Here is a 20,087-nt window from a genome sequence, read left to right as displayed (position 1 = left end):
GGTCGCGATCCAGCTCACCGAACTGAAGGCCGACCTGGTCATCCAGCACGCGTGGGCGGCCCACAAGCAGTAGTCCGCCGTGCCCGCAGGGGCGGGGGGGGGGGGGGGGGGCGCCCCCCCCCCCCCCCGGGGGGGGGGGGGGCCCCCCCCCCGCCGCCGCGTGCGTTCGCCCCGGTCAGCAGGTCGAGTGGAAGAGGCCGGCGACCCGCTCCGCGGCCGGCGCAGGGGGAGTCCACAACATCAAGTTGCTCATCAGCTCGGCCTGTTCGATCGCGTCGTCCAGGGCATGGTGCGTGTGGCGCGGAACCCGGCCATGGCCACCGCCGGATCGGCGCCCTCCCGCACCAGCCGGTCGCGGTCCAGCCCGCTCACGGCCAGCGCCTCGGGCACGAATTCCTCGCTGATGGGGCGCAACTCCCGGTAGAAGGTGAGCTGTTCGGGATCGGTGGCGGTATACGAAGCCCCGTCCTGCCGGCCCGCGACCGAGGCTCCGAAACTGATCATCGAATACGGTCCGGGAATGGGGCCGTCGGCCTCGATGTCGACGGAGATGTAGAGGCTGGGACGTACGCTGCGGACTGCCATGCGCCCGAGGATGCCAGCACCCCGCCCGCCGATCACTGCGTTTTCCGCGGGCTCCGGCGTGTGGAATCGACGCCCGGCCGTCCCGGAGGGACCATGGGAAGGGGGGCCCGGACCGAAGGAACCGTCATGTTCGAAAACAGCAGGGCCTTCAGCGGATTCGCCGTCGACGACCTGGACAAGGCCGAGGAGTTCTACGGCACCACCCTCGGCCTGAGCGTCTCGCGCGACGATCGGATGAGCGTGCTCCGTCTGGACCTCGCGGGCGGCACCACGGTCATGGTCTACCCGAAGGAGGACTTCCGGCCCGCGACCTACACGATCCTGAACTTCCCGGTGGACGACGTCGAGCGGGCCGTCGACGGACTGACCGGGCGCGGTGTCGCCTTCGAGCGCTACGAGGGCTTCGAGGCGGACGCCAAGGGCATCGTGCACGGCGATGACGGCATGCCCACCATCGCCTGGTTCAAGGACCCGGCCGGCAACATCCTGTCGGTGCTGACGGGCCCCGCCGAGTGACCCGCCCGTCCCGTCGGAGGAATCATCGGCGGGCCGCCCCCCGGGCCGTGCCTCCGGGCGCCCGCATGTCCGCGTCCGCGTGCTCGCGCACCGCGATCCTGGCGAGCTTCGTCAGCATCATCCCGTTGCGGATGGCGACGAGGTAGTCCACGGGGAGCCCGTGCATCCGGGTGCCGGGGCCGCGCAGGGGGTGCCAGTCCAGGGTGAACAGGGTGTTCTCGCCCCAGGGGGCCAGGCGCATGGCGATGCGCGCCGCGCCGAAGGGTTCCGCCCGCGCCTCCAGTTCCAGGCGGCGCTCCGGCTCGCACCGGCGGACGACGCACGTGTCGTCGAGCGTGAGGGGGCCGGAGCCGACCCGGACCTTCAGCCGGGCCCCCACCTCGGGCCAGTGCGGATCCGCGGCGAGGACCTGCTGGGTTCCGGTGACCCACTCGCCGTAGCGGTGGCCGTCGGACAGCAGGCGCCAGACCTCGGACGGCGTGCTCAGGATCAGGCGGCGGTTGCGGGCCACGCCGATCACGCTCCTCACGGATGCGGCGCGCCGCGTCGGGCCCGCGGTCGGTCGCCCCGCCCCTCACCCCCAGACTCGCGCCGAAGGGCCGTTCGCGCAGTCCCACTGACCCGAACGGGCGCAAGGGGCTCCACCGGGCCGCGTCGCCCGGTCTCGCCCGGTCTCGCCCGGTGTCACCAGGTGTCGCTCCGCATCGCCCGGTGCGGCCCGGTGGAGCGCCGAGGCGGTCGCAGTGCCCGGGCACTGCGACCGCCTACGACAGGCCTCCTAGGGGGCCGGGGTCAAGAACATGCCCGTCTGGTCCGCACCGGCCGTGTTCTTGCAGCTGAAGCCGGAGCTCGCGGGCTGCGCCACGACCAGGGCCAGGCAGCGTCCCGCGGCCAGCTGGCCGAAGTAGTTCGGGTGCATGGACTCCTGGATCAGCCCCTGCGTCTCGTTGTTGTCGATCCAGCGCGCCCACTCGCTGGTCTTCGCCGAGGCCGGCACCGAGGAGGTCACCTGCTTGCTCGCCTTCGCGCACACCTCGCGGCCCTGCATCATGTCCCGCAGGTCCAGGAACTGCGCGCCCTTGGCCGCCGCGACCCCCTTGATCCGGTTGGCCAGCTGCGGCACGAGCGAGTCGCGCGCCCAGTCCGAGTCACGGTTCCAGAAGGGGCAGCCGCCCGAGTTGAGACGGCTCCAGTCGCTCTGCGTGTACCGGTTCTCGGCGCCGCGCGGGATCGGCGACGGGTAGGACTGCAGCACGATCCGGTACGAGGAGTCGGCGTACCCGCCGGCGCGCATCACGGCCCGGATCTCGTCGACGGACTTGCCGACCTTGCCCATGACCGCGTCGATCTTCTGGTCGACCCCCTCCTGCTGGTCGTCGTAGCAGTACGAGTTCCAGAGGACGAAGTCGAGCGCGCAGTCCGTGATGATGTCGGCGAAGCCGAGGTCGTTCCCGCCGATGGACAGGGCGATGACCTTGACGTTGTGGCTCGCGGCCACCGCCGCGAGCTGATCGGCCTGTGGGGCCTCGCCCCTGAAGGAGACACCGCCGTTGGAGGCGCGGAACACGTTCTCCGAGACCGCCCCCGAGCACGCCAGGTTCACGGCGACATCGGCGATCGCCCCGGCGCTGCGCACCTCGGCGGAGTCGGAGCGGTGACAGCCGCCGGCCGTGGTCCCGTAGACCTTGCCGGGATCGTAGGTGCTGCCGCTGACCCAGCCCCGGTCGGTCCCGTTGCGACTCCCGCTGTTGGTCAGGCTGTTGCCCTTCCAGCGGCCGGCCTCGCCGGAGATGTAGCTGTCGCCCATGGACACCACGGCGGTGGGCCCGGTCCCGGGGCTGGCGGCCGAGGTTCCGGCTCCGCCGGCCAGCAGCGCGCTGACGGCGAGCGGCACGACCAAACCGGCCCCGGCCAGTCGTCGCACCCGACTGCGGTCCCGGTCCTTGCTGACGTTGCGGAATCCGATCACTGCGGAACTCCTGCGTTCGGCCACGCCGAAGTCGGCGACGACTGCGTCGCGTGGCTGGGAAGTGGGGGTACCGCCGGCCGGTGGCATCGGAAAGGTGACACGGGCGCACTTGTTACCGCTAGGTACAGGCAAGTTACGAACGAGTAACGACCGACCGGTCGTTCGGGAGCCCGCTCCTCCTGTTGTGGAACGCAAACGGCTCCGCCCCCGTGCCGTGAGGCGACGGGGGCGGAGCCGACGGGTTTCGGCCGGTGTGCGTTCCGGTCGAACCCCGGTCTCAGCCGACCAGCTGGTCGTACGCGGGGAGGGTGAGGAAGTCCGCGTAGTCCGCGTCCAGGGAGACCTGGAGGAGGAGGTCGTGGGCCTGGTTCCACTTGCCGGCTGCGAAGGCCTCCTCGCCGACCTCGGCGCGGATGGCGGCCAGTTCCTCCGTGGCGATCTTGCGGGTCAGGTCGGCCGTGGCCGTCTGGCCGTTCTCGAAGACGACACCCGCGTTGATCCACTGCCAGATCTGCGAGCGTGAGATCTCGGCGGTGGCCGCGTCCTCCATCAGGCCGAAGATGCCGACGGCGCCGAGGCCGCGCAGCCAGGCCTCGATGTAGCGGATGCCGACCTGGACCGCGTTGCGCAGGCCCTCGTACGTCGGCCGCGCGTCCAGGGAGTCGATCGCGATGAGCTCGCCCGGGGCCACCGAGACGTCCTCGCGCAGGCGGTCCTTCTGGTTCGGCTTCTCACCGAGCACCGCGTCGAACGAGGCCATCGCGATCGGGACCAGGTCGGGGTGGGCGACCCAGGAGCCGTCGAAGCCGTCGCCCGCCTCGCGGTCCTTGTCGGCCTTGACCTTCTCGAAGGCGACCTTGTTCACCTCGGCGTCCTTGCGGGACGGGATGAAGGCCGCCATGCCGCCGATGGCGTGCGCGCCGCGCTTGTGGCAGGTGCGGACCAGCAGTTCGGTGTACGCCCGCATGAACGGGGCGGTCATCGTCACCGCGTTGCGGTCCGGCAGGACGAACTTCTCGCCGCCGTCACGGAAGTTCTTCACGATGGAGAAGAGGTAGTCCCAGCGGCCCGCGTTCAGGCCGGCCGCGTGGTCGCGCAGCTCGTAGAGGATCTCCTCCATCTCGTACGCGGCGGTGATCGTCTCGATGAGGACGGTCGCGCGGACGGTGCCCTGGGGGATGCCGACGTAGTCCTGGGCGAAGACGAAGATCTCGTTCCAGAGGCGCGCCTCCAGGTGCGACTCCGTCTTCGGCAGGTAGAAGTACGGGCCCTTGCCGAGGTCGATCAGGCGCTTGGCGTTGTGGAAGAAGTAGAGCCCGAAGTCCACGAGCGAGCCGGAGGCCGGACCGCCCTCGAACCGCAGGTGACGCTCCTCCAGGTGCCAGCCGCGCGGCCGCATGACGACGGTCGCGAGCTCGGCGGCGGGCTTCAGCGCGTACGCCTTGCCCGTGCGGGGGTCGGTGAAGTCGATGCGACGCTCGTAGGCGTCGATGAGGTTCAGCTGGCCGAGGACGACGTTCTCCCAGGTGGGAGCCGAGGCGTCCTCGAAGTCGGCGAGCCAGACCTTGGCGCCCGAGTTCAGGGCGTTGATGGTCATCTTGCGGTCCGTCGGACCGGTGATCTCCACACGGCGGTCGTTCAGCGCGGCCGGGGCCGGCGCCACCTTCCAGTCGCCCTCGCGGACCTGTGCGGTGTCCGGGAGGAAGTCGAGGGTGGAGGTCCGGGCGATCTCGGCACGGCGCTCGCCGCGAAGGGCGAGGAGCTCGCCGCGGCGGGGGGCGAACCGCCGGTGCAGCTCGGCCACGAAGGCGAGGGCCGCTTCGGTGAGGACTTCGTCCTGCCGGGGCAGGGGCTCGGCGTCGACGATGGCCAGCGGGGACGGCGCTGGTGCGGACATATCTGTCACTCCTTCAGCGGCGGTGCCTGGCGGCCGCGGGGGAATGCTCGCGCGAGACGGCACGCAGTGCCGTCGGGTGTGGAGAGTTCCGGGATACGGTCGCGGGCGCCGTCTGTGGGTTCAGGGCGCTTCTGACCAGTGGATAGTAATTTCCTCATGGTGGAAGTTCAATGGTTTGTTGATGTCGAGATTCTCCGAGTCGACAGATTCCGCTTTCCGGTGGCCCTCAGTGCCAGCATCGTCACGCCGCGCTCAGAGGAGTCGTGCCAGGTCGGGCGGTGTGTCGATGTCGAAGGCCTCCGCGATGTCCGCACACTCCACCAGCATGAGCTCCTCGGCATGTCGCGCAAGATGCACCCGCGCGCCCTTGTCGCCGGTCGCCGTCGCCGCGATGTCGGCCCAGCGGTCCGCGCCGAACAGCACGGGGTGGCCGCGCTCCCCGTCGTACGCCGCCGCCACCAGGCTGGCGGGGGAGCGGTAGCCCTGGAGCACCCGGGCCACGGCCTCCGGGCCGATGCCCGGCTGGTCCACGAGCGAGACGAGCGCCGCGCCGGCCCCCGTACCGGCCAGCGAGGTCAGGCCCACCCGCAGCGAGGAGCCCATTCCCTCGGCCCAGTCCGGGTTGTCCACGACCACGCAGCCGGCCAGGTCCGCGCGCTCGCGCACCTCCGCGGACGAGGCGCCGAGCACCACGTGCACCGGGCCGCAGCCCGCCTCGCGCAGCACCCGTACGGCGTTCTCGACCAGCGGGCGGCCGCGGTAGGGGAGCAGGGCCTTGGGTCGCCCGCCGAGCCGGCGGCCGCCGCCGGCGGCCAGGAGCAGGCCCGCGATCAGGTGCGGGTCGGAAGGTGCGTCGTTGGCTGGCATGCCACCGATTCTCGCTCCTGACTCCGGTCCTGCGGGCGCCCCGGCGGCCGATCCTGTGACCCTGCGGGCGACCGCCGCGCCAGGGTGCGCCGCACGGAGGCCAGCGCGGCGCCGATCCGCAGTGGACGGCCGATCCGCAGTGGACGGGCGATCCGGTTTTCGGCGGCGGAAAGCAGGGCGCGCTCGTCACGGTCGGTCAACATCTCGCCGTCTCCTTGCCAATCGGGGGCCAATACGGCGAGTCTGGTCCTGGATTGGCCTGGCCGTCAGAGCCAATCAGGGGAGGTTGGCATGGCAAACGGGCGAGTGGTCCAGGCAGCGGACAGAACCATCGGCAGCCGCCAGCTCGCGGCCCTGCTGCCCGCCGACGTCCTGGCCCGCCCCGGCTACCGGGCCCTCGCCGACGCCGTCCGCACGCTGATCCTCGACGGCCGCGTCGCCCTGCACGTGCGCCTGCCCGCCGAGCGCGAACTCGCCGAGGCGGTCGGCGCCAGCCGGGCCACCGTCACCGGCGCCTACGACCTGCTGCGCGAGAGCGGCTACGTCCGCAGCCGGCGCGGCTCCGGCACCTGGACCGAGCTCCCCGAGGGCCACCGGCCGGTCGGGGCCCACGCCCTGCTCGGCGCCGGCGGCTACAGCGCCGACGGGGACCCCGGCGTCGACCTCGCCATCGCCGCCATGGGCGCCCCGGAGGGCAGTCTCGCCGAGGCCTTCGCATGGGCCGCGCCCCGGCTCTCACAGCTCGCCCGCGACCCCGGCTACCACCCCTTCGGCCTGCCCGACCTCCGCGGCGCCGTCGCCGACCGGTTCACCCGGCGCGGACTGCCCACGCGCCCCGAGCAGATCCTGGTCACGGCCGGGGCCCAGCAGGCCTTCGCACTGGTCGTCAGCCTGCTCTGCCGGCCCGGCGACCGGGTCGTGACCGAGAACCCGACCTACGCCAACGCCCTCGACGCCCTGCGCCACGCACGGCTGCGCACCGGATCCATCGCCGTCTCCGACGCGGGCTGGGACATGGAGATAGCCGAGTCCACGCTGCGCCAGACCGTGCCGAGGCTGGCGTACACCATTCCCGACTTCCAGAACCCGACGGGCGCGCTGATGCCGCCGGAGCAGCGGCTGCGGCTGCTCGCGGCGACCCGCACGACCGGGACCTGGCTGGTGGTCGACGAGACCATCGCCGACATCGCGCTGGACGTTCCCGCGCCCGCACCGCTGGCCTCCCTCGCCCCGCGCGGCGGCGCGGACCACGTGATCACCATCGGCTCGCTGAGCAAGACGCACTGGGGCGGGCTGCGCGTGGGCTGGATCCGGGCCACCGCCAAGATGATCACGGAGCTGACGGCCGTACGGGTCTCGGCCGACATGACCGGCTCGGTGCTCGACCAGCTCGTCGCCCTCCCGCTGATGGACGACATGGACCGGGCGCTGCCCGCGCGGCTCGCGCAGCTGCGCATCCAGCGCGAGGCCCTGGTGGGGGCGCTCCAGCGGCACACCCCGGAATGGTCCTGGCAGGTCCCGCCGGGCGGCCTCTCGCTCTGGGTCGACCTGGGCGAACCGGTCAGCTCCGCCCTGGCCGAGCGGGCCGCCGCGGCCGGGGTGCACATCGGCCGCGGCGCGCGCTTCGGGGTGGACCCGGGGACCTTCGAACACCGCCTGCGGATTCCGTACACACTCCCCGCCGACCGGCTCGACGAGGGCGTCCGCCGCCTGGCGGGCGCCTTCCACGACGGGATCCCGCTGGCGTCGGCGGTGGAGCGCCCGTACTGGGTCGCGTAGGCGTACGGGGGCCTACGCCGGCCCGCGGAAGTACCGGTTCGCCGTCGGGCGGAACATCAGCACCACCGCCGTCAGTACGCGGCCCGGTGCGCGGGGACGGACGGGGAGGGGGCAGGCATCACCAGCTCGCTCTCGCTGCGGGGCTCGGCAGTTCGACATCCCTGATGCTGCCGTCGGCGCGGCACGCGCACCCGCCTGCTGCCCCGCCTGTCGGCCCGGGGGCCGGCCCCCTAACCGGTGCGGATCAGGCGGCGGGTGGCGGCCGCCGCGACCGCCGAGGTGCGGGAGTCGACGCCGAGCTTCGCGTAGACGTGCACCAGGTGGGACTTGACCGTGGCCTGGCTGAGGAACAGCTTCTTGGAGATCTGCTGGTTCGACAGGCCGTCCGCGACCAGTTGCAGCACCTCCAGCTCCCGCTTCGTCAGCGCCTCCGCCGGGGTCCGCACCCGGTCCATCAGGCGCAGCGCCACCGCCGGGGCCAGCGCCGACTGGCCCGCCGCAGCCGTCCGTACGGCCGCCGCCAGCTCCTCCGGCGGGGCGTCCTTGAGCAGGTAGCCGGAGGCGCCCGCCTCCACCGCCGCCAGGATGTCCGCGTCCGTGTCGTACGTGGTCAGCACCAGCACCCGGGGGGCGCCCGGGCGGGCGGTGATCAGGGCGGTCGCCTCGCAACCGTGCATGCCGCGGCCGAACTGGAGGTCCATCAGGACCACGTCCACCGCGTCGCCGGAGGCGGCCAGCTCGACCGCCCGCTCGGCGGTCGCCGCCTCGGCCACCACCGCGAAGTCCGGTTCGGTGTCCAGCACCGCGCGCAGCCCGGCCCGCACCACCGGGTGGTCGTCGGCGAGCAGGAGACGGATGGTCACAGGGCCTCCACGGCGTCCGGCTGTTCCGCGTGCTGTGCGCGTTGTGTGGGCTGTGCGGGTTCTGCGTGCGGTGAGGGTTCGAGGTGTTCGAGGGGCAGCGGCAGGGTGACGGCCACGGCGGTGCCCTGCCCGGGATCCGACTCCACCGTGAACAGCCCGCCCAGGGTCTCGGCGCGCGAGCGCATGGCGGGCAGCCCGAAACCGCCGTCGCCGGAGCCCGAGGCGCCCGACGTCACCGACGACGGGTCGAAACCGTGCCCGTCGTCGACGATGTCGAGGGTGACCGAGGCGTCCATGAACGTCAGGGTGATCTCGGCGCGCCCGGCCCGCGCGTGCCGCACCACATTGGCCAGCGCCGACTGCGCGATCCGCAGCAGGGCCACCTCGTACGGGGTGGGCAGCACCCGCGGAACGCCGCTCAGCGAGAACCGCACCCGCGGCCCCGGAACCCCCGTACACAGCCGTTCCAGCGCCGCCGCGAGCGACCCGTGCTCCAGGTCCGGCGGGGTGAGGGCCCGTACGAAGCGACGCGCCTCGGCGAGGTTGTCCTGGGCCGCCTCCCGCGCCCGGGCGATGTGCTCCAGCGCCGGGGCCCCCTCGGGCAGCGCCCGCTCGGCGGCCCGCAGCAGCAGCTGGATGGAGGACAGCCCCTGGGCGAGGGTGTCGTGGATCTCCCGGGCCAGCCGCTCCCGCTCGGCCAGGATCCCGGCGCCCCGCTCGGCCGCCGCCAGCTCGGCCCGGGTCGTGATCAGCTCCTCGATCAGCTCCCGGCGGCGCTCGCTCTCCCGGTACAGCGCCTGGTAGCCCAGTACGGTCGCCACCGCCACCGCCCCGCCCAGCAGCGGCCCGAGGAATGCCCCGGGGGTCGCCGCGCCGCTGTGCGCGACGAACCCGCCGATGGCCGCGCACGCCGTCACCGCCACCGCCGCGACCCCCCAGCGCAGCCGTAGCAGGTGCAGCTCCAGGAAGTACAGCGGGAAGGCGATCCACAGCCCGTCGGGGGAGACCACGAGCAGGCCAGCCCAGGCCGCGCCGAGTCCGGTCAGCCACAGCGCCCCGGCGCGCGGTGAGCTGTGCACGGCGGGGGCCCGTACGCCGCCCGCGTAGACGGCGGCGAGCAGGGCGCAGGCGGCGATCACCGGGCCGGCCCCGGGCGCGGAGCCGGTGACGGCCCGCCCGGCGGCGAGCGCGAGCAGCCCGAAGAGCAGCGCGTGCAGGCACAGCCGCAGCACCTTCGAGACGGGGGTGAGGGCGCGCGCGGGTGGGGAGGCGGGAGGAGCGGGGGGAGGAGTCATGACCCGACCAGCGTAAGTGGGTGCGGACCGGCCCCGGTCAACCGAAAGTTTGATGTCCGGGCGCACCCTTCGATACGAGGATCGCTACTGTGGCGCGATGCCTTGTGTCCACGCGGACGACCAAGGTGGGGAACATGTTCGTCGCATGGAGAGATCTACGGTTCGCCAAGGGCCGCTTCGCCCTCATGGGTTCGGTCGTGCTGCTCATCACGCTGCTGGTCGGCCTGTTGTCCGGGCTCACCTCCGGACTGGCCCGGGAGAACATCTCGGCCATCACCGGCCTGCCCGCCACCCACCTGGCCTTCGCCGCGCCCACCGGGGACCAGAAGGTGTCCTTCACCAGCTCCCAGGTGCCCGAGCCCGCCTGGCTGGCCTGGCGGGAGCAGCCCGGGGTGAGGTCGGCGGAGCCGCTCGGCATCCGCACCACCAACGCCGTTTCGGGTGAGCGCACCGCCGCGGTCTCGGTCTTCGGTGTCGACTCCGCCGGCGGGCTCGCGCCGCGCGACGCCGGCCTCACCCAGGGGCAGGTGGTCCTCACCGAGAAGGCCGCGAAGGAGCTGGGCGGCCTGACCGCCGGGGCCAAGCTCAAGATCGGCCCGCTCGAGCTGACCGTGGCCGGCGTGTCGGGAACCGCCGCCTACAGCCACACCCCGGTCGTCTGGATGGACCTGGGCGACTGGCAGCGCGTCGGCAATCCCGGCACCTCGATCGACACCCTCGCCACCGTCGTCGCCGTGTCCGGCAGCGGTGTGGACCTCGCCGCGGCGGACAGGGCCGCCGCCACCAAGGCCCGGACCGTCGACGAGGCCCTGGGCGCGATCGGCTCGTACCAGGCCGAGAACGGCTCGCTCCAGCTGATGCGCGGCTTCCTCTTCGCCATCTCGGCCCTGGTGATAGGGGCCTTCTTCACGGTGTGGACGATCCAGCGCAGCGGGGACATCGCCGTGCTGAAGGCACTGGGTGCCTCCACCCCGTACCTCCTGAGGGACGCCCTCGGCCAGGCCGTCGTGATGCTCGCCCTCGGCACCGGGCTGGGCACCGCCCTCGCGGCCGGCTTCGGCGCGCTGATCAGCGGCGGCCCCGTGCCCTTCGTCCTCGACGCGGCCACGGTGCTCGTCCCCGCCGCGATCATGATCCTGCTCGGCGCGCTGGGCGCCGCCCTGTCCATCCGGCGGATCACCGCCGTCGACCCGCTGACCGCCCTCGGGAGCGCCCGATGACCCTCCTCGTCCACGACGTCACGCTGACCTACCCCGACGGCGAGAGCCGGCTCACCGCCCTCGACGCGGTCCGCCTGGAGGTCCCGGCCGGCACCCTGACCGCGGTCATAGGCCCCTCCGGCTCCGGCAAGTCCAGCCTCCTGGCGGTCGCCGCGACCCTCGTCACCCCGGACTCCGGCCGGGTCGTCGTCGCGGGCCAGGACACCTCGCTGCTCGGGCCCGCAGAGAAGTCGGCGCTGCGCCGGGAGAAGATCGGCATCGTCTTCCAGCAGCCGAACCTGCTGGCCTCGCTGACCGCCGCCGAACAGCTCCAGGTCATGGCGCACCTCTCCGGCCGGCCCGTGCGGGCCCAGCGCCGCCGGGCGCTGGAACTGCTGGAGGCGGTGGGCCTGTCCGACAAGGCCGACAAGCGGCCCCACCAGCTCTCCGGGGGGCAGCGGCAACGGATCAACATAGCCCGCGCCCTGATGAACGAGCCCGCCGTGCTGCTGGTCGACGAGCCGACCAGCGCACTGGACCACGAGCGGGGTGCGGCCGTCCTCGACCTGCTGGTCACCCTGACCCGGGAGCGCGGCACGGCCACGGTGCTGGTCACGCACGACCACGCCCACCTGGAGCGGATGGACCGTACGGCGACGATGACGGACGGCAGCCTGACGCCGGGCGCGGCGCAGGACGCGTCCCAGGAGCCGGCCCCGGCGTCCTGAACCGGCGTCCTGAACCGGGTACGCGAAGGCCCCGGCGGCCCCTCGGAGCGAGGGAGCGCCGGGGCCTTCGCAGGCCTACGCGGGGCTCTGGTTGGCCAGGGCGACGGAGAGCTCGGCGGCCACGCCCTGCAGGATCGGCACGAAGGACTCGGCCACGGCCTCGGTCACGCGGCCCGCCGGACCCGAGATGGAGATCGCGGCGGCGGTCGGCGAGTTCGGCACCGACACGGCGAGGCAGCGGACTCCTATCTCCTGCTCGTTGTCGTCGACGGCGTAACCGGCCCTGCGGACCTGCTCCAGCGCCTCCAGGAAGCCCTCGGGCGTGGTGATGGTCTTCTCGGTCGCCGCCGGCATGCCGGTGCGGGCCAGCAGGGCCCGTACCTCGTCGGCCGGGGTGTGGGCGAGGAGCGCCTTGCCCACACCGGTGGAGTGCGGCAGGACCCGGCGGCCGACCTCGGTGAACATGCGCATGGAGTGCTTGGACGGCACCTGGGCGACGTAGACGATCTCGTCACCGTCGAGGAGGGCCATGTTCGCCGTCTCCCCGGTCTCCTCGACCAGCCGGGCGAGGTAGGGGCGGGCCCAGGTACCCAGCAGGCGCGACGCGGACTCGCCGAGGCGGATCAGGCGGGGGCCGAGGGCGTACCGTCGGTTGGGCTGCTGGCGTACGTAGCCGCAGGCCACCAGGGTGCGCATCAGGCGGTGGATCGTGGGCAGAGGCAGACCGCTGGCGGCGGAGAGCTCGCTGAGGCCGACCTCGCCCCCGGCGTCGGCCATACGTTCGAGCAGGTCGAAGGCGCGCTCAAGGGACTGGACGCCGCCGCTGGCGGCGGGGGTCTTTGAGGAAGCGTCGGTGGTGCTGGCGCTGGACGTCGGCACGGCGCGGTCCTTTCGGTGCTGGCAGGCAAGGGAGCAGCCTACCCGGCGGTCGGCGTCGGCCCCAGTGCTGGGTCGGGGTCGTCGTCGCCGGTCAGAGAGGGTTTGTCCTGGTGGTGGACGTCCTCGGGAAGTTATCCGCCCGCATCCCGGTGGTGGTAGCTACATTCTGTATGGCGAAATCTTAATTCCATCCTGTGGAAACCTCCAATTGCGGTCCTGGTGTGTCAGCGGTCCGTCCGGCCGCTCTTGACTGGGTACGGATCGCCGGGAAGACTCCGTCAACAGAACGTTGAATTTCGCTCTGTGGAAGTAGATGGGGAGGTTCCGGTGGCCGACGTGGCTGTGGAACTGGTACTGCGCTCGACGCGCGTCATCACGCCCGAGGGGACGCGCGCCGCTTCGGTGGCCGTCGCCGGCGGGAAGATCACGGCCGTGCTGGCGTACGAGGCCGAGGTGCCGGCCGGAGCCCGGCTGGAGGACTTCGGCGACGACGTCCTGCTCCCCGGCCTGGTCGACACCCACGTCCACGTGAACGACCCGGGCCGCACCGAGTGGGAGGGCTTCTGGACGGCCACCCGCGCCGCGGCGGCCGGCGGCATCACCACGATCCTCGACATGCCGCTGAACTCCCTGCCGCCGACCACCACGACGGAGAACCTGCGCGTCAAGCAGGAGGTCGCCCGCACCAAGGCGCACGTGGACGTCGGCTTCTGGGGCGGCGCCCTGCCGGACAACGTCAAGGACCTGGCGCCGCTGCACGACGCCGGCGTCTACGGCTTCAAGTGCTTCCTGTCGCCCTCGGGCGTGGACGAGTTCCCCGAGCTCGACCAGGAGCAGCTGGCCACCTCCCTCGCCGAGATCACCGGCTTCGGCGGCCTGCTGATCGTGCACGCCGAGGACCCGCACCACCTGGACGCCGCCCCCGTCGTCCCCGGCCCCAAGTACGCCGACTTCCTCGCCTCCCGGCCGCGCGACGCCGAGAACACCGCGATCGGCAACCTGATCGCCCAGGCGAAGCGGCTGAACGCGCGTGTCCATGTACTGCACCTGTCGTCCTCCGACGCGCTGCCGCTGATCGCCGCCGCCAAGGCCGAGGGCGTCCGGATCACCGTCGAGTCCTGCCCGCACTACCTCACCCTCACGGCCGAGGAAGTGCCGGACGGCGCCAGCGAGTTCAAGTGCTGCCCGCCCATCCGCGAGGCCGCCAACCAGGACCTCCTGTGGGACGCGCTCGCCGACGGCACGATCGACTGCATCGTCTCCGACCACTCGCCCTCCACCGCGGACCTGAAGACCAGCGACTTCTCCACCGCGTGGGGCGGCATCTCCTCCCTCCAGCTGGGCCTTCCCGCCATCTGGACCGAGGCGCGCCGCCGCGGCCGGACGCTGGAGGACGTCGTCCGCTGGATGTCCGCGGCCCCGGCGCAGCTCGCGGGCCTCGCCCGGAAGGGGGCCATCGAGGCCGGCCGCGACGCCGACTTCGCCGTTCTGGCCCCTGAAGAAACGTTCACCGTGGATCCGGCCGAACTCCACCACCGCAACCAGGTCACGGCGTACGCGGGCAAGACCCTGCACGGCGTCGTGAAGTCCACCTGGCTGCGCGGCACGCGGATCGCCGACCACGGCACCCCGACCGAGCCCACGGGCCTCCTCCTCGAAAGGCAGAACTGACCAGTGGCGATTGAATCCTTCACCGGCAACGCGAACCCGTACGGAGGCGGCGACCCGTACGCGGACTACCGCACCGCGGACTTCCCGTTCACCCAGTACGCGAACCTCGCCGCCCGTGAGCTGGGCGCCGGTGTCATCGCCGCCAACGACGAGTTCTTCGCCCAGCGCGAGAACCTGCTGATCTCCGAGGCCGCGCACTTCGACCCGGAGGACTTCGGCCACAAGGGCAAGGTCATGGACGGCTGGGAGACCCGCCGCCGCCGCGGCATCTCCGCCACCCAGCCCTGGCCGACCCCCGAGGACCACGACTGGGCCCTCGTACGCCTGGGTGCCCCCGGCGTCATCCGCGGCATCGTCGTCGACACCGCCCACTTCCGCGGCAACATGCCGCAGGCCGTCTCCATCGAGGCCACCAACTGGGCGGGCGCCCTCGCGCCGACCCCGGAGGAGCTCCAGGGCGACGAGGTGAAGTGGACGACCATCGTCCCCCGCACTCCGGTCGGCGGCCACGCGGCCAACGGCTTCGAGGTGGACGCCCCGCAGCGCTTCTCGCACCTGCGCGTCAACCAGCACCCCGACGGCGGCATCGCCCGCTTGCGCGTCCACGGCGAGGTCCTGCCCGACCCGAAGTGGCTCGACGCCCTCGGCTCCTTCGACGTCGCGGCCCTGGAGAACGGCGGCTCCGTCCAGGACGCCTCCAACCGCTTCTACTCCCCGCCGACCAACACCATCAACCCGGGCCGCTCCCGCAAGATGGACGACGGCTGGGAAACCGCGCGCCGCCGTGACAACGGCAACGACTGGATCCGCTACCAGCTCGTCGCCGAGTCCGAGATCCGCGCCGTCGAGATCGACACCGCGTACCTCAAGGGCAACTCGGCCGGCTGGGCCTCGCTGTCGGTCAAGACGGGCGAGGAGGGCGAGTGGGCGGAGTTCCTGCCGCGCACCCGCCTGCAGCCCGACACCAACCACCGCTTCGTACTGGACGCCCCGGCGGTCGGCACGCACGTCCGGATCGACATCTTCCCGGACGGCGGCTTCTCCCGCCTGCGCCTGTACGGCTCGCTGACGGAGACCGGCGCGGCGGCACTGACGTCCCGCCACCAGGAACTGGGCGGCTAGTCACGCAGCGCGTGGAGCCCGCCCCGGGGGCCGACACCCCTGGGGCGGGCTCCGCCGCATTCAGCCTCGCCGGCGTTTGAGGCGCGGGGTCCGGGGCGGAGCCCCGTGGTACGGACCCGCACCGGCCCGCCAGGGGCACGCCCCCGCAACCGCCCGCACGCCCGGCGAGGGCTACGCGGCGTGGCCCCCGTCCACCGCGAACTCCGCCCCCGTCACGTACGCGGCCTCCGGCCCCGCGAGGAAGGACACCATCGCCGCCACCTCCCGCGGCGCACCGAACCTCCCGAGCGCCGTCATGGCCGCCTGCGGGCCCGCGTACGGTCCGTCCGCCGGGTTCATGTCCGTGTCCACCGGCCCCGGGTGCACGATGTTCGCGGTGATCCCGCGCCCGCCCAACTCCCGCGCGAGGGCCTTGGTCAGCCCGGTCAGCGCCGACTTGCTCATGGCGTAGAGCGTCCCGCCCGGACCCGGTACCCGCTGGGTCATGCAGCTGCCGATCGTGATGATCCGCCCGCCGGACCCGAGGTGCGCGGCCGCCGCCTGCGTCGTGAGGAACACCCCGCGCACGTTGACCGCGAGTACCCGCTCCACGTCGGCCGGGGCCAGCCCCTCCAGCGGCCCGAGCACGCCCACGCCGGCGTTGTTGACGAGCACGTCGAGCCGCCCGAACCGCCGTACGGTCTCCCCGACGGCGTTCGCGACCTGAGCGGCGTCCCCCGCATCGGCCCGCAGCGCGACGGCCCGCCGCCCGAGCGCCTCGACCTTCCCGACGACCTCGGCGGCCGCCTCCGCGTCGCTGACGTAGGTGATCGCGACGTCCGCCCCGTCCTCGGCGAGCCGCAGTGCGACGGCCGCCCCGATCCCCCTGCTCCCACCGGTCACCAGCGCCGCGGTGCTGTTGCTGTCCATGTCGTTCCTCCCGCATCGGTTGGTTGCGAGTTCAATGAAATCCCGGACGGATCAACGCCGCTGGCAGGAATCCGACCTGGCGTTCCCGCACCCACAGGGGGGAACGACGAACGCCCCGCCGGAGTCATATCCCGGCAGGGCGCTCGCAGTTGTCGTGCGTCAGGTCCTGACTATCCGATGGTCAGGAAGGTGTTCCAGCCGTCCTCGTCGCGTCCGAGGGGAGCGCCGACGGTGCTGGTTCCGCCCTGGATGATCCATTGGTTTCCGTCGTTCCCGACGGCCCAGATGTCGGGGATGCCGTCACCGTTCGCATCGGGGGTGCCCAGGACCTTGGGGTAGGCGGTCCTGCCCCAGCCGGTGGTGGCGTAGGTGTAGTCCTCGCCGCCCTCGGAGTTCGCCTTGGACTCCAGCGACGCGAGGTCGACTCCGCCGTTGACGCCCGGCTTGCCCTTGCGCAGGGCGAGGCCGCGGTTGGCGTTCGCGTTGTCCCGGAAGATCAGGTCCGCAACCTTGTCCCCGGAGACGTCCCGGACACCGACGATGTCGCGGGCGGCCCAGCCGGTGGCCATTTTCTTGTAGGAGGCGAAGCTGGAGCCGGTGTAGCCGGAGAACACCCAGAAGCCGTCGGCGTCCAGGGCGAACAGGTCGCCCAGGCCGTCGCCGTCGATGTCCTCGGTGACGACGAGCTGCCGGAAGACGGACGGGTCGGGTGCGCTGAGCGGCATCTGCATCTGCATGCGGCGGCCGACGTCGAACTGGCCGGTTCCGGTGCCGGGGTAGATGTAGAGCTTGCCGTCGGGCATCCGGGCGATCAGGTCGGTGAGGCCGTCTCCGGGGTACCAGTCGGTGGCGTGGGCGATGAGCGCGGACTGGCCGGTGGCCGGGTCCTTCCAGTAACCGGGAGCCACGGGCTGGCCGTTGTCGACCGCGCCGGGGATGTAGGCGTCGGTGTCACCGACACTGTCTCCCGCGTAGGTGCGCAGGTTGCCGTCCTTGTCGATGGCCAGGAGGTCGGGGTTGCCGTCTCCCGTGACATCGCCGGGCTTGTCCTGGCCGGGCCGCGGCCTGACGAGGAACCCGTAGACGCTCTGGGCGGAGATGTTGTTGGACTTGCTGACCGTGCGGACGTAGAGGACGTTGGGTCCGGAGGTGTCCACCTGGAGCGGCACGGTGGCCACGTCGCTGCCGGCGCCGGGCACGGCCTTCTGGTCGAAGGAGGGCCGGTTCAGGCTCCACTGGTACTCGCGGATGTCCTCCACCTTGGCGCCGTTGCCCTTGATGGTGAAGGTCTGGCCGGGCGTGCTGGCGGGCTCGGTGCTCCAGTCGCTGAAGGTGTCGCCCTGCGGCAGGAAGTCGGCGGAGGAGACGGCCGGGTTGGGCGGGACGGTGTGGCTGACCGTGAAGGTGCACCAGGCCCCGCTACCGGACTCGTGCGGCCCGCTGCCCGACCATGCGCCGTCCTTGTCCGTGGCGCGGGAGAGCCAGTAGTACGTCTGGCCGTCGGTGAAGGTGGTCAAGGGCACCTCGGCGCTGACGACGCCATCGATGTTGGGCGAAAGCCACTGGTCGAAGACCGTCCCACCGTTGCCCCACACCTCGATCTGGACCTTGTCGAGGTTGCCGTCGCGGTCGGTGCCCTTCACCTGGAAGGTGACGTTGGTCTTGCCGATACCGGTCCCGGGCCAACCGGTCAGGCACGGGCCGCCGGGGAAGGTCTGCATGTTCGCCGCGATCGGGGTGTCCGGGCGCGAGTTGTAGACGATCTCGATGTACGGGGCGGTCTCGCCGTTGGCGATGAACTTCTTCCAGTAGTACGAGTCCGACTCGTTCGGGGCGGTGAAACCGAGGGACAGTGCCCCCCAACCGGCGTTGGCGGCGTCGGTGACGAGCCCCTTGATGTCGGGCGCGATCCAGTTGTCCGGACAGGAGCTGTTGTAGCCGTAGCCGGCGAGCTCGGTCGCGACTTTCCTCGTCCAGAAGCCGCTGGTGTTGTTCCATGTGCTCGACGACGAGATGTACGGGGTCGAGTAGATGTCCGTCGGCTTCTGGGAACACGACCAGGAATACGTCTGCAGAGCCCGGACGTTGGCCGAGATGATGCCGGCCCCGTTCAGCTGGCTGCCGAAGTCGAAATTGAAGATGGAGCGGGAAGTGCCGCCGGAAGTGGATTCATAACCCACCCGGGCTTCGTTCGTGCCGCTCGCGTTGTAGTTCTGCCCGTTGTAGAAGCTTGAGTTACCTTCTGTTTTGTAGAGCAGGGTCCACGAGTGCTTGTGCCCCTTGAAGCTCGGGTCGATGAAGACCGGATACTTCGTATCGGCTCCGTTCAGGAGCGAACCGTCCGGAACCAGGGAAAGCGCATGGTCGGCAAGCGAGGCCTGGACGGGCTTCAGGCGCGCGCCCTCCGCGCCGGCGAGACCGGGCAGCGCGAGCGTCGGGTGCTTCTTGGCGACCGCGCTCGGTTTCCACGCCGGCTGGTCGTCGGTCGTGGTGACCTTGCCGCTGGAGTCCCACATCATCGGGGTCGGCGAACCGGCAATCTCTTCGCCCTTGGCGTCCCGGGCGCTCAGCGCGTCGGACGCGTCGTCCAGATGGAAGGTCATGTCCGCGCTGGCCAACCGGTACTTCAGTTGCCCGAGCAGGGGATCGGCCGCGGCCTGCCTGTCCTTGACGACGAGCAGGTGCGAGTAACCGCCGTCCTGCGCGGTCATCACCAGGTCGATGCCGGGGCGCACGTTCTCGTACAGCGCGCGCGGCCCGTCGATGACCGGCGCGGGCAGCGCGCCCGGCCAACTGACCACCATGTCATGGCCGTCGGTGTTCAACCGGACCAGGTCGGTCCACACCTCATCGGGCGTGTCCTGCCGCAGCGCCACTCGGCTCGCACCGCGCGCGGCACGTTCCCCGCCGTCGCCGGTCTGCTGCGCGGATCCCCCGCTGAAGAAGACGCGGCCGTTGACCGCCTTGGCCGCGTACCCGCCCTCGACCCGCTCCAGATCGGTGTTGATCGGCTTCCACTTGCCGGCCACGTTGGCCCGGAAGGCGGAGCTGAAGACCTGCTTGCGGAACGTCCCGTCAGGCCGGGCCCAGGTGGTCGTGTTCGCGCTGCGTGCCGCGGTGACCTCGACCTCCTCACCGGACTTCTCGGCCAGTCGCCGGGCCTGCGGCTCGGCGATCGGCGCCTCCTCGCCCGAACGGTTCTGCGGCTTCCCGTCGCCGATCACGTGCACGCCGACCGGTATCGCAACGGCGGCGGCGACCAGCACGGCCAGACCCCCCAGGGCCCGCCGGCGCCTGTACCACCGACGCGTGGGTGCGGGGACTTCAGTTGCCCCGGACCCGGTTGGCGGACTTTCGCCCGCGGAATCACTGACAGACACGACGTACTTCTCCCCCCTCGGGCGCCCGACAGGGCAGCCCTCGGCACTCACCAAATGATTTGGGTCCGCGGTCTCAACAACGCGAACGCTGGCTCTGCCCTTGCCTTTCAGGCGAAGGGCATGCGAGCCGAGCATGAACCATCCCTCCGACATCGTCACCCCTCGCACCGCCTGCCAGGTGTGCCGATAGTTGATGATTTGCGCTGATTACCCCAAGGTATACACCTGGCAAAGTGACAAAGCCCACACCAATTATCGGAACTGTGGCTTTTCCGGCTCACTGGCCACAGAATCACTGGCTAATTGTCAGTTTCCTGCCGGCCGTGTGCCATTGCCGTGGCGGCAGAGCGTGGGGGGTCCGCATGTCGCCGTTCTCGGCGAGCAATATCCGCCTGCCCGGAAGCAGAAAGAGGCGCGCAGCACGCGCG

At 71.7% G+C, this 20,087-nt stretch carries 16 protein-coding genes; 6 read left to right on the top strand and 10 right to left on the bottom strand.

Annotated elements, in window-relative coordinates; translation table 11 throughout:
- Positions 1 to 252 precede the first annotated feature (252 nt).
- Entirely contained in the window at positions 253 to 585 is a 333-nt protein-coding gene (locus ACIQZO_RS37480; protein WP_403635460.1) for a hypothetical protein, read from the bottom strand.
- Between the two features lie 126 nt (positions 586 to 711).
- Between ACIQZO_RS37480 and ACIQZO_RS37475 the strand changes: the two genes are divergently transcribed.
- A complete protein-coding gene (locus ACIQZO_RS37475; RefSeq protein ID WP_403635458.1) occupies positions 712 to 1,101 on the top strand; it encodes a VOC family protein in 390 nt (129 codons plus the stop codon).
- A 22-nt stretch (positions 1,102 to 1,123) separates the two neighbouring features.
- Here ACIQZO_RS37475 and ACIQZO_RS37470 read toward each other — a convergent pair whose 3' ends face one another.
- The 4 genes from ACIQZO_RS37470 to ACIQZO_RS37455 all read right to left on the bottom strand — a co-directional run bounded on the left by ACIQZO_RS37470 (position 1,124) and on the right by ACIQZO_RS37455 (position 5,834).
- The gene (locus tag ACIQZO_RS37470; RefSeq protein ID WP_403635457.1) at positions 1,124 to 1,612 is read right to left on the bottom strand and encodes an SRPBCC family protein; all 489 of its coding nucleotides are present in this window, start codon (positions 1,610 to 1,612) and stop codon (positions 1,124 to 1,126) included.
- Positions 1,613 to 1,879: 267 nt separating this feature from the next.
- A complete protein-coding gene (locus ACIQZO_RS37465) occupies positions 1,880 to 3,070 on the bottom strand; it encodes a GDSL-type esterase/lipase family protein (protein WP_403635455.1) in 1,191 nt (396 codons plus the stop codon).
- Positions 3,071 to 3,347: 277 nt separating this feature from the next.
- Entirely contained in the window at positions 3,348 to 4,967 is a 1,620-nt protein-coding gene (gene aceB, locus ACIQZO_RS37460) for a malate synthase A (RefSeq protein WP_403635454.1), read from the bottom strand.
- Between the two features lie 252 nt (positions 4,968 to 5,219).
- Positions 5,220 to 5,834: an NTP transferase domain-containing protein gene (locus tag ACIQZO_RS37455; RefSeq protein ID WP_403635453.1), complete on the bottom strand. Its 615-nt coding sequence runs from the start codon at positions 5,832 to 5,834 to the stop codon at positions 5,220 to 5,222.
- Between the two features lie 291 nt (positions 5,835 to 6,125).
- Between ACIQZO_RS37455 and ACIQZO_RS37450 the strand changes: the two genes are divergently transcribed.
- Positions 6,126 to 7,613 (top strand): PLP-dependent aminotransferase family protein, encoded by a 1,488-nt coding sequence (locus ACIQZO_RS37450; RefSeq protein ID WP_403635451.1) that lies wholly within the window; start codon positions 6,126 to 6,128, stop codon positions 7,611 to 7,613.
- Between the two features lie 230 nt (positions 7,614 to 7,843).
- On the opposite strand, the gene ACIQZO_RS37445 is transcribed toward ACIQZO_RS37450, so the two are convergent.
- Both ACIQZO_RS37445 and ACIQZO_RS37440 read right to left on the bottom strand, forming a co-directional pair.
- Positions 7,844 to 8,476 (bottom strand): response regulator, encoded by a 633-nt coding sequence (locus ACIQZO_RS37445; RefSeq protein WP_403635450.1) that lies wholly within the window; start codon positions 8,474 to 8,476, stop codon positions 7,844 to 7,846.
- Positions 8,473 to 9,771 carry a sensor histidine kinase gene (locus ACIQZO_RS37440; protein ID WP_403635449.1) on the bottom strand — a complete coding sequence of 433 codons (1,299 nt, stop codon included), beginning with the start codon at positions 9,769 to 9,771 and terminating at the stop codon, positions 8,473 to 8,475. The genes ACIQZO_RS37445 and ACIQZO_RS37440 overlap by 4 nt, the downstream gene beginning before the upstream one ends.
- 134 nt (positions 9,772 to 9,905) lie before the next feature.
- Here ACIQZO_RS37440 and ACIQZO_RS37435 point away from each other — a divergent pair, with 134 nt between their 5' ends.
- Positions 9,906 to 10,991, top strand: coding sequence for an ABC transporter permease (locus ACIQZO_RS37435; RefSeq protein WP_403635447.1), 1,086 nt, complete (start codon positions 9,906 to 9,908; stop codon positions 10,989 to 10,991).
- Positions 10,988 to 11,698: an ABC transporter ATP-binding protein gene (locus ACIQZO_RS37430; protein WP_403635446.1), complete on the top strand. Its 711-nt coding sequence runs from the start codon at positions 10,988 to 10,990 to the stop codon at positions 11,696 to 11,698. The genes ACIQZO_RS37435 and ACIQZO_RS37430 overlap by 4 nt, the downstream gene beginning before the upstream one ends.
- Before the next feature lie 75 nt (positions 11,699 to 11,773).
- Here ACIQZO_RS37430 and ACIQZO_RS37425 read toward each other — a convergent pair whose 3' ends face one another.
- The gene (locus ACIQZO_RS37425; protein WP_397733705.1) at positions 11,774 to 12,577 is read right to left on the bottom strand and encodes an IclR family transcriptional regulator; all 804 of its coding nucleotides are present in this window, start codon (positions 12,575 to 12,577) and stop codon (positions 11,774 to 11,776) included.
- A gap of 336 nt (positions 12,578 to 12,913) precedes the next feature.
- On the opposite strand from ACIQZO_RS37425, the gene allB reads away from it, so the two are divergent.
- On the top strand, positions 12,914 to 14,248 hold the full coding sequence (allB, locus tag ACIQZO_RS37420) for an allantoinase AllB (protein WP_403635468.1): 1,335 nt from the start codon (positions 12,914 to 12,916) through the stop codon (positions 14,246 to 14,248).
- Between the two features lie 3 nt (positions 14,249 to 14,251).
- Positions 14,252 to 15,370, top strand: a complete 1,119-nt coding sequence (gene alc, locus ACIQZO_RS37415; protein ID WP_403635444.1) for an allantoicase — start codon at positions 14,252 to 14,254, stop codon at positions 15,368 to 15,370.
- Between the two features lie 171 nt (positions 15,371 to 15,541).
- On the opposite strand, the gene ACIQZO_RS37410 is transcribed toward alc, so the two are convergent.
- The gene (locus ACIQZO_RS37410) at positions 15,542 to 16,279 is read right to left on the bottom strand and encodes a 3-oxoacyl-ACP reductase family protein (protein WP_403635442.1); all 738 of its coding nucleotides are present in this window, start codon (positions 16,277 to 16,279) and stop codon (positions 15,542 to 15,544) included.
- A gap of 170 nt (positions 16,280 to 16,449) precedes the next feature.
- Positions 16,450 to 19,545, bottom strand: a complete 3,096-nt coding sequence (locus ACIQZO_RS37405; RefSeq protein ID WP_403635440.1) for a DNRLRE domain-containing protein — start codon at positions 19,543 to 19,545, stop codon at positions 16,450 to 16,452.
- Positions 19,546 to 20,087: the final 542 nt, after the last annotated feature.

This window comes from Streptomyces sp. NPDC097617 (assembly GCF_044761485.1).
Taxonomy (GTDB): domain Bacteria; phylum Actinomycetota; class Actinomycetes; order Streptomycetales; family Streptomycetaceae; genus Streptomyces.
This window is presented reverse-complemented; position numbering and strand designations above follow the sequence as displayed.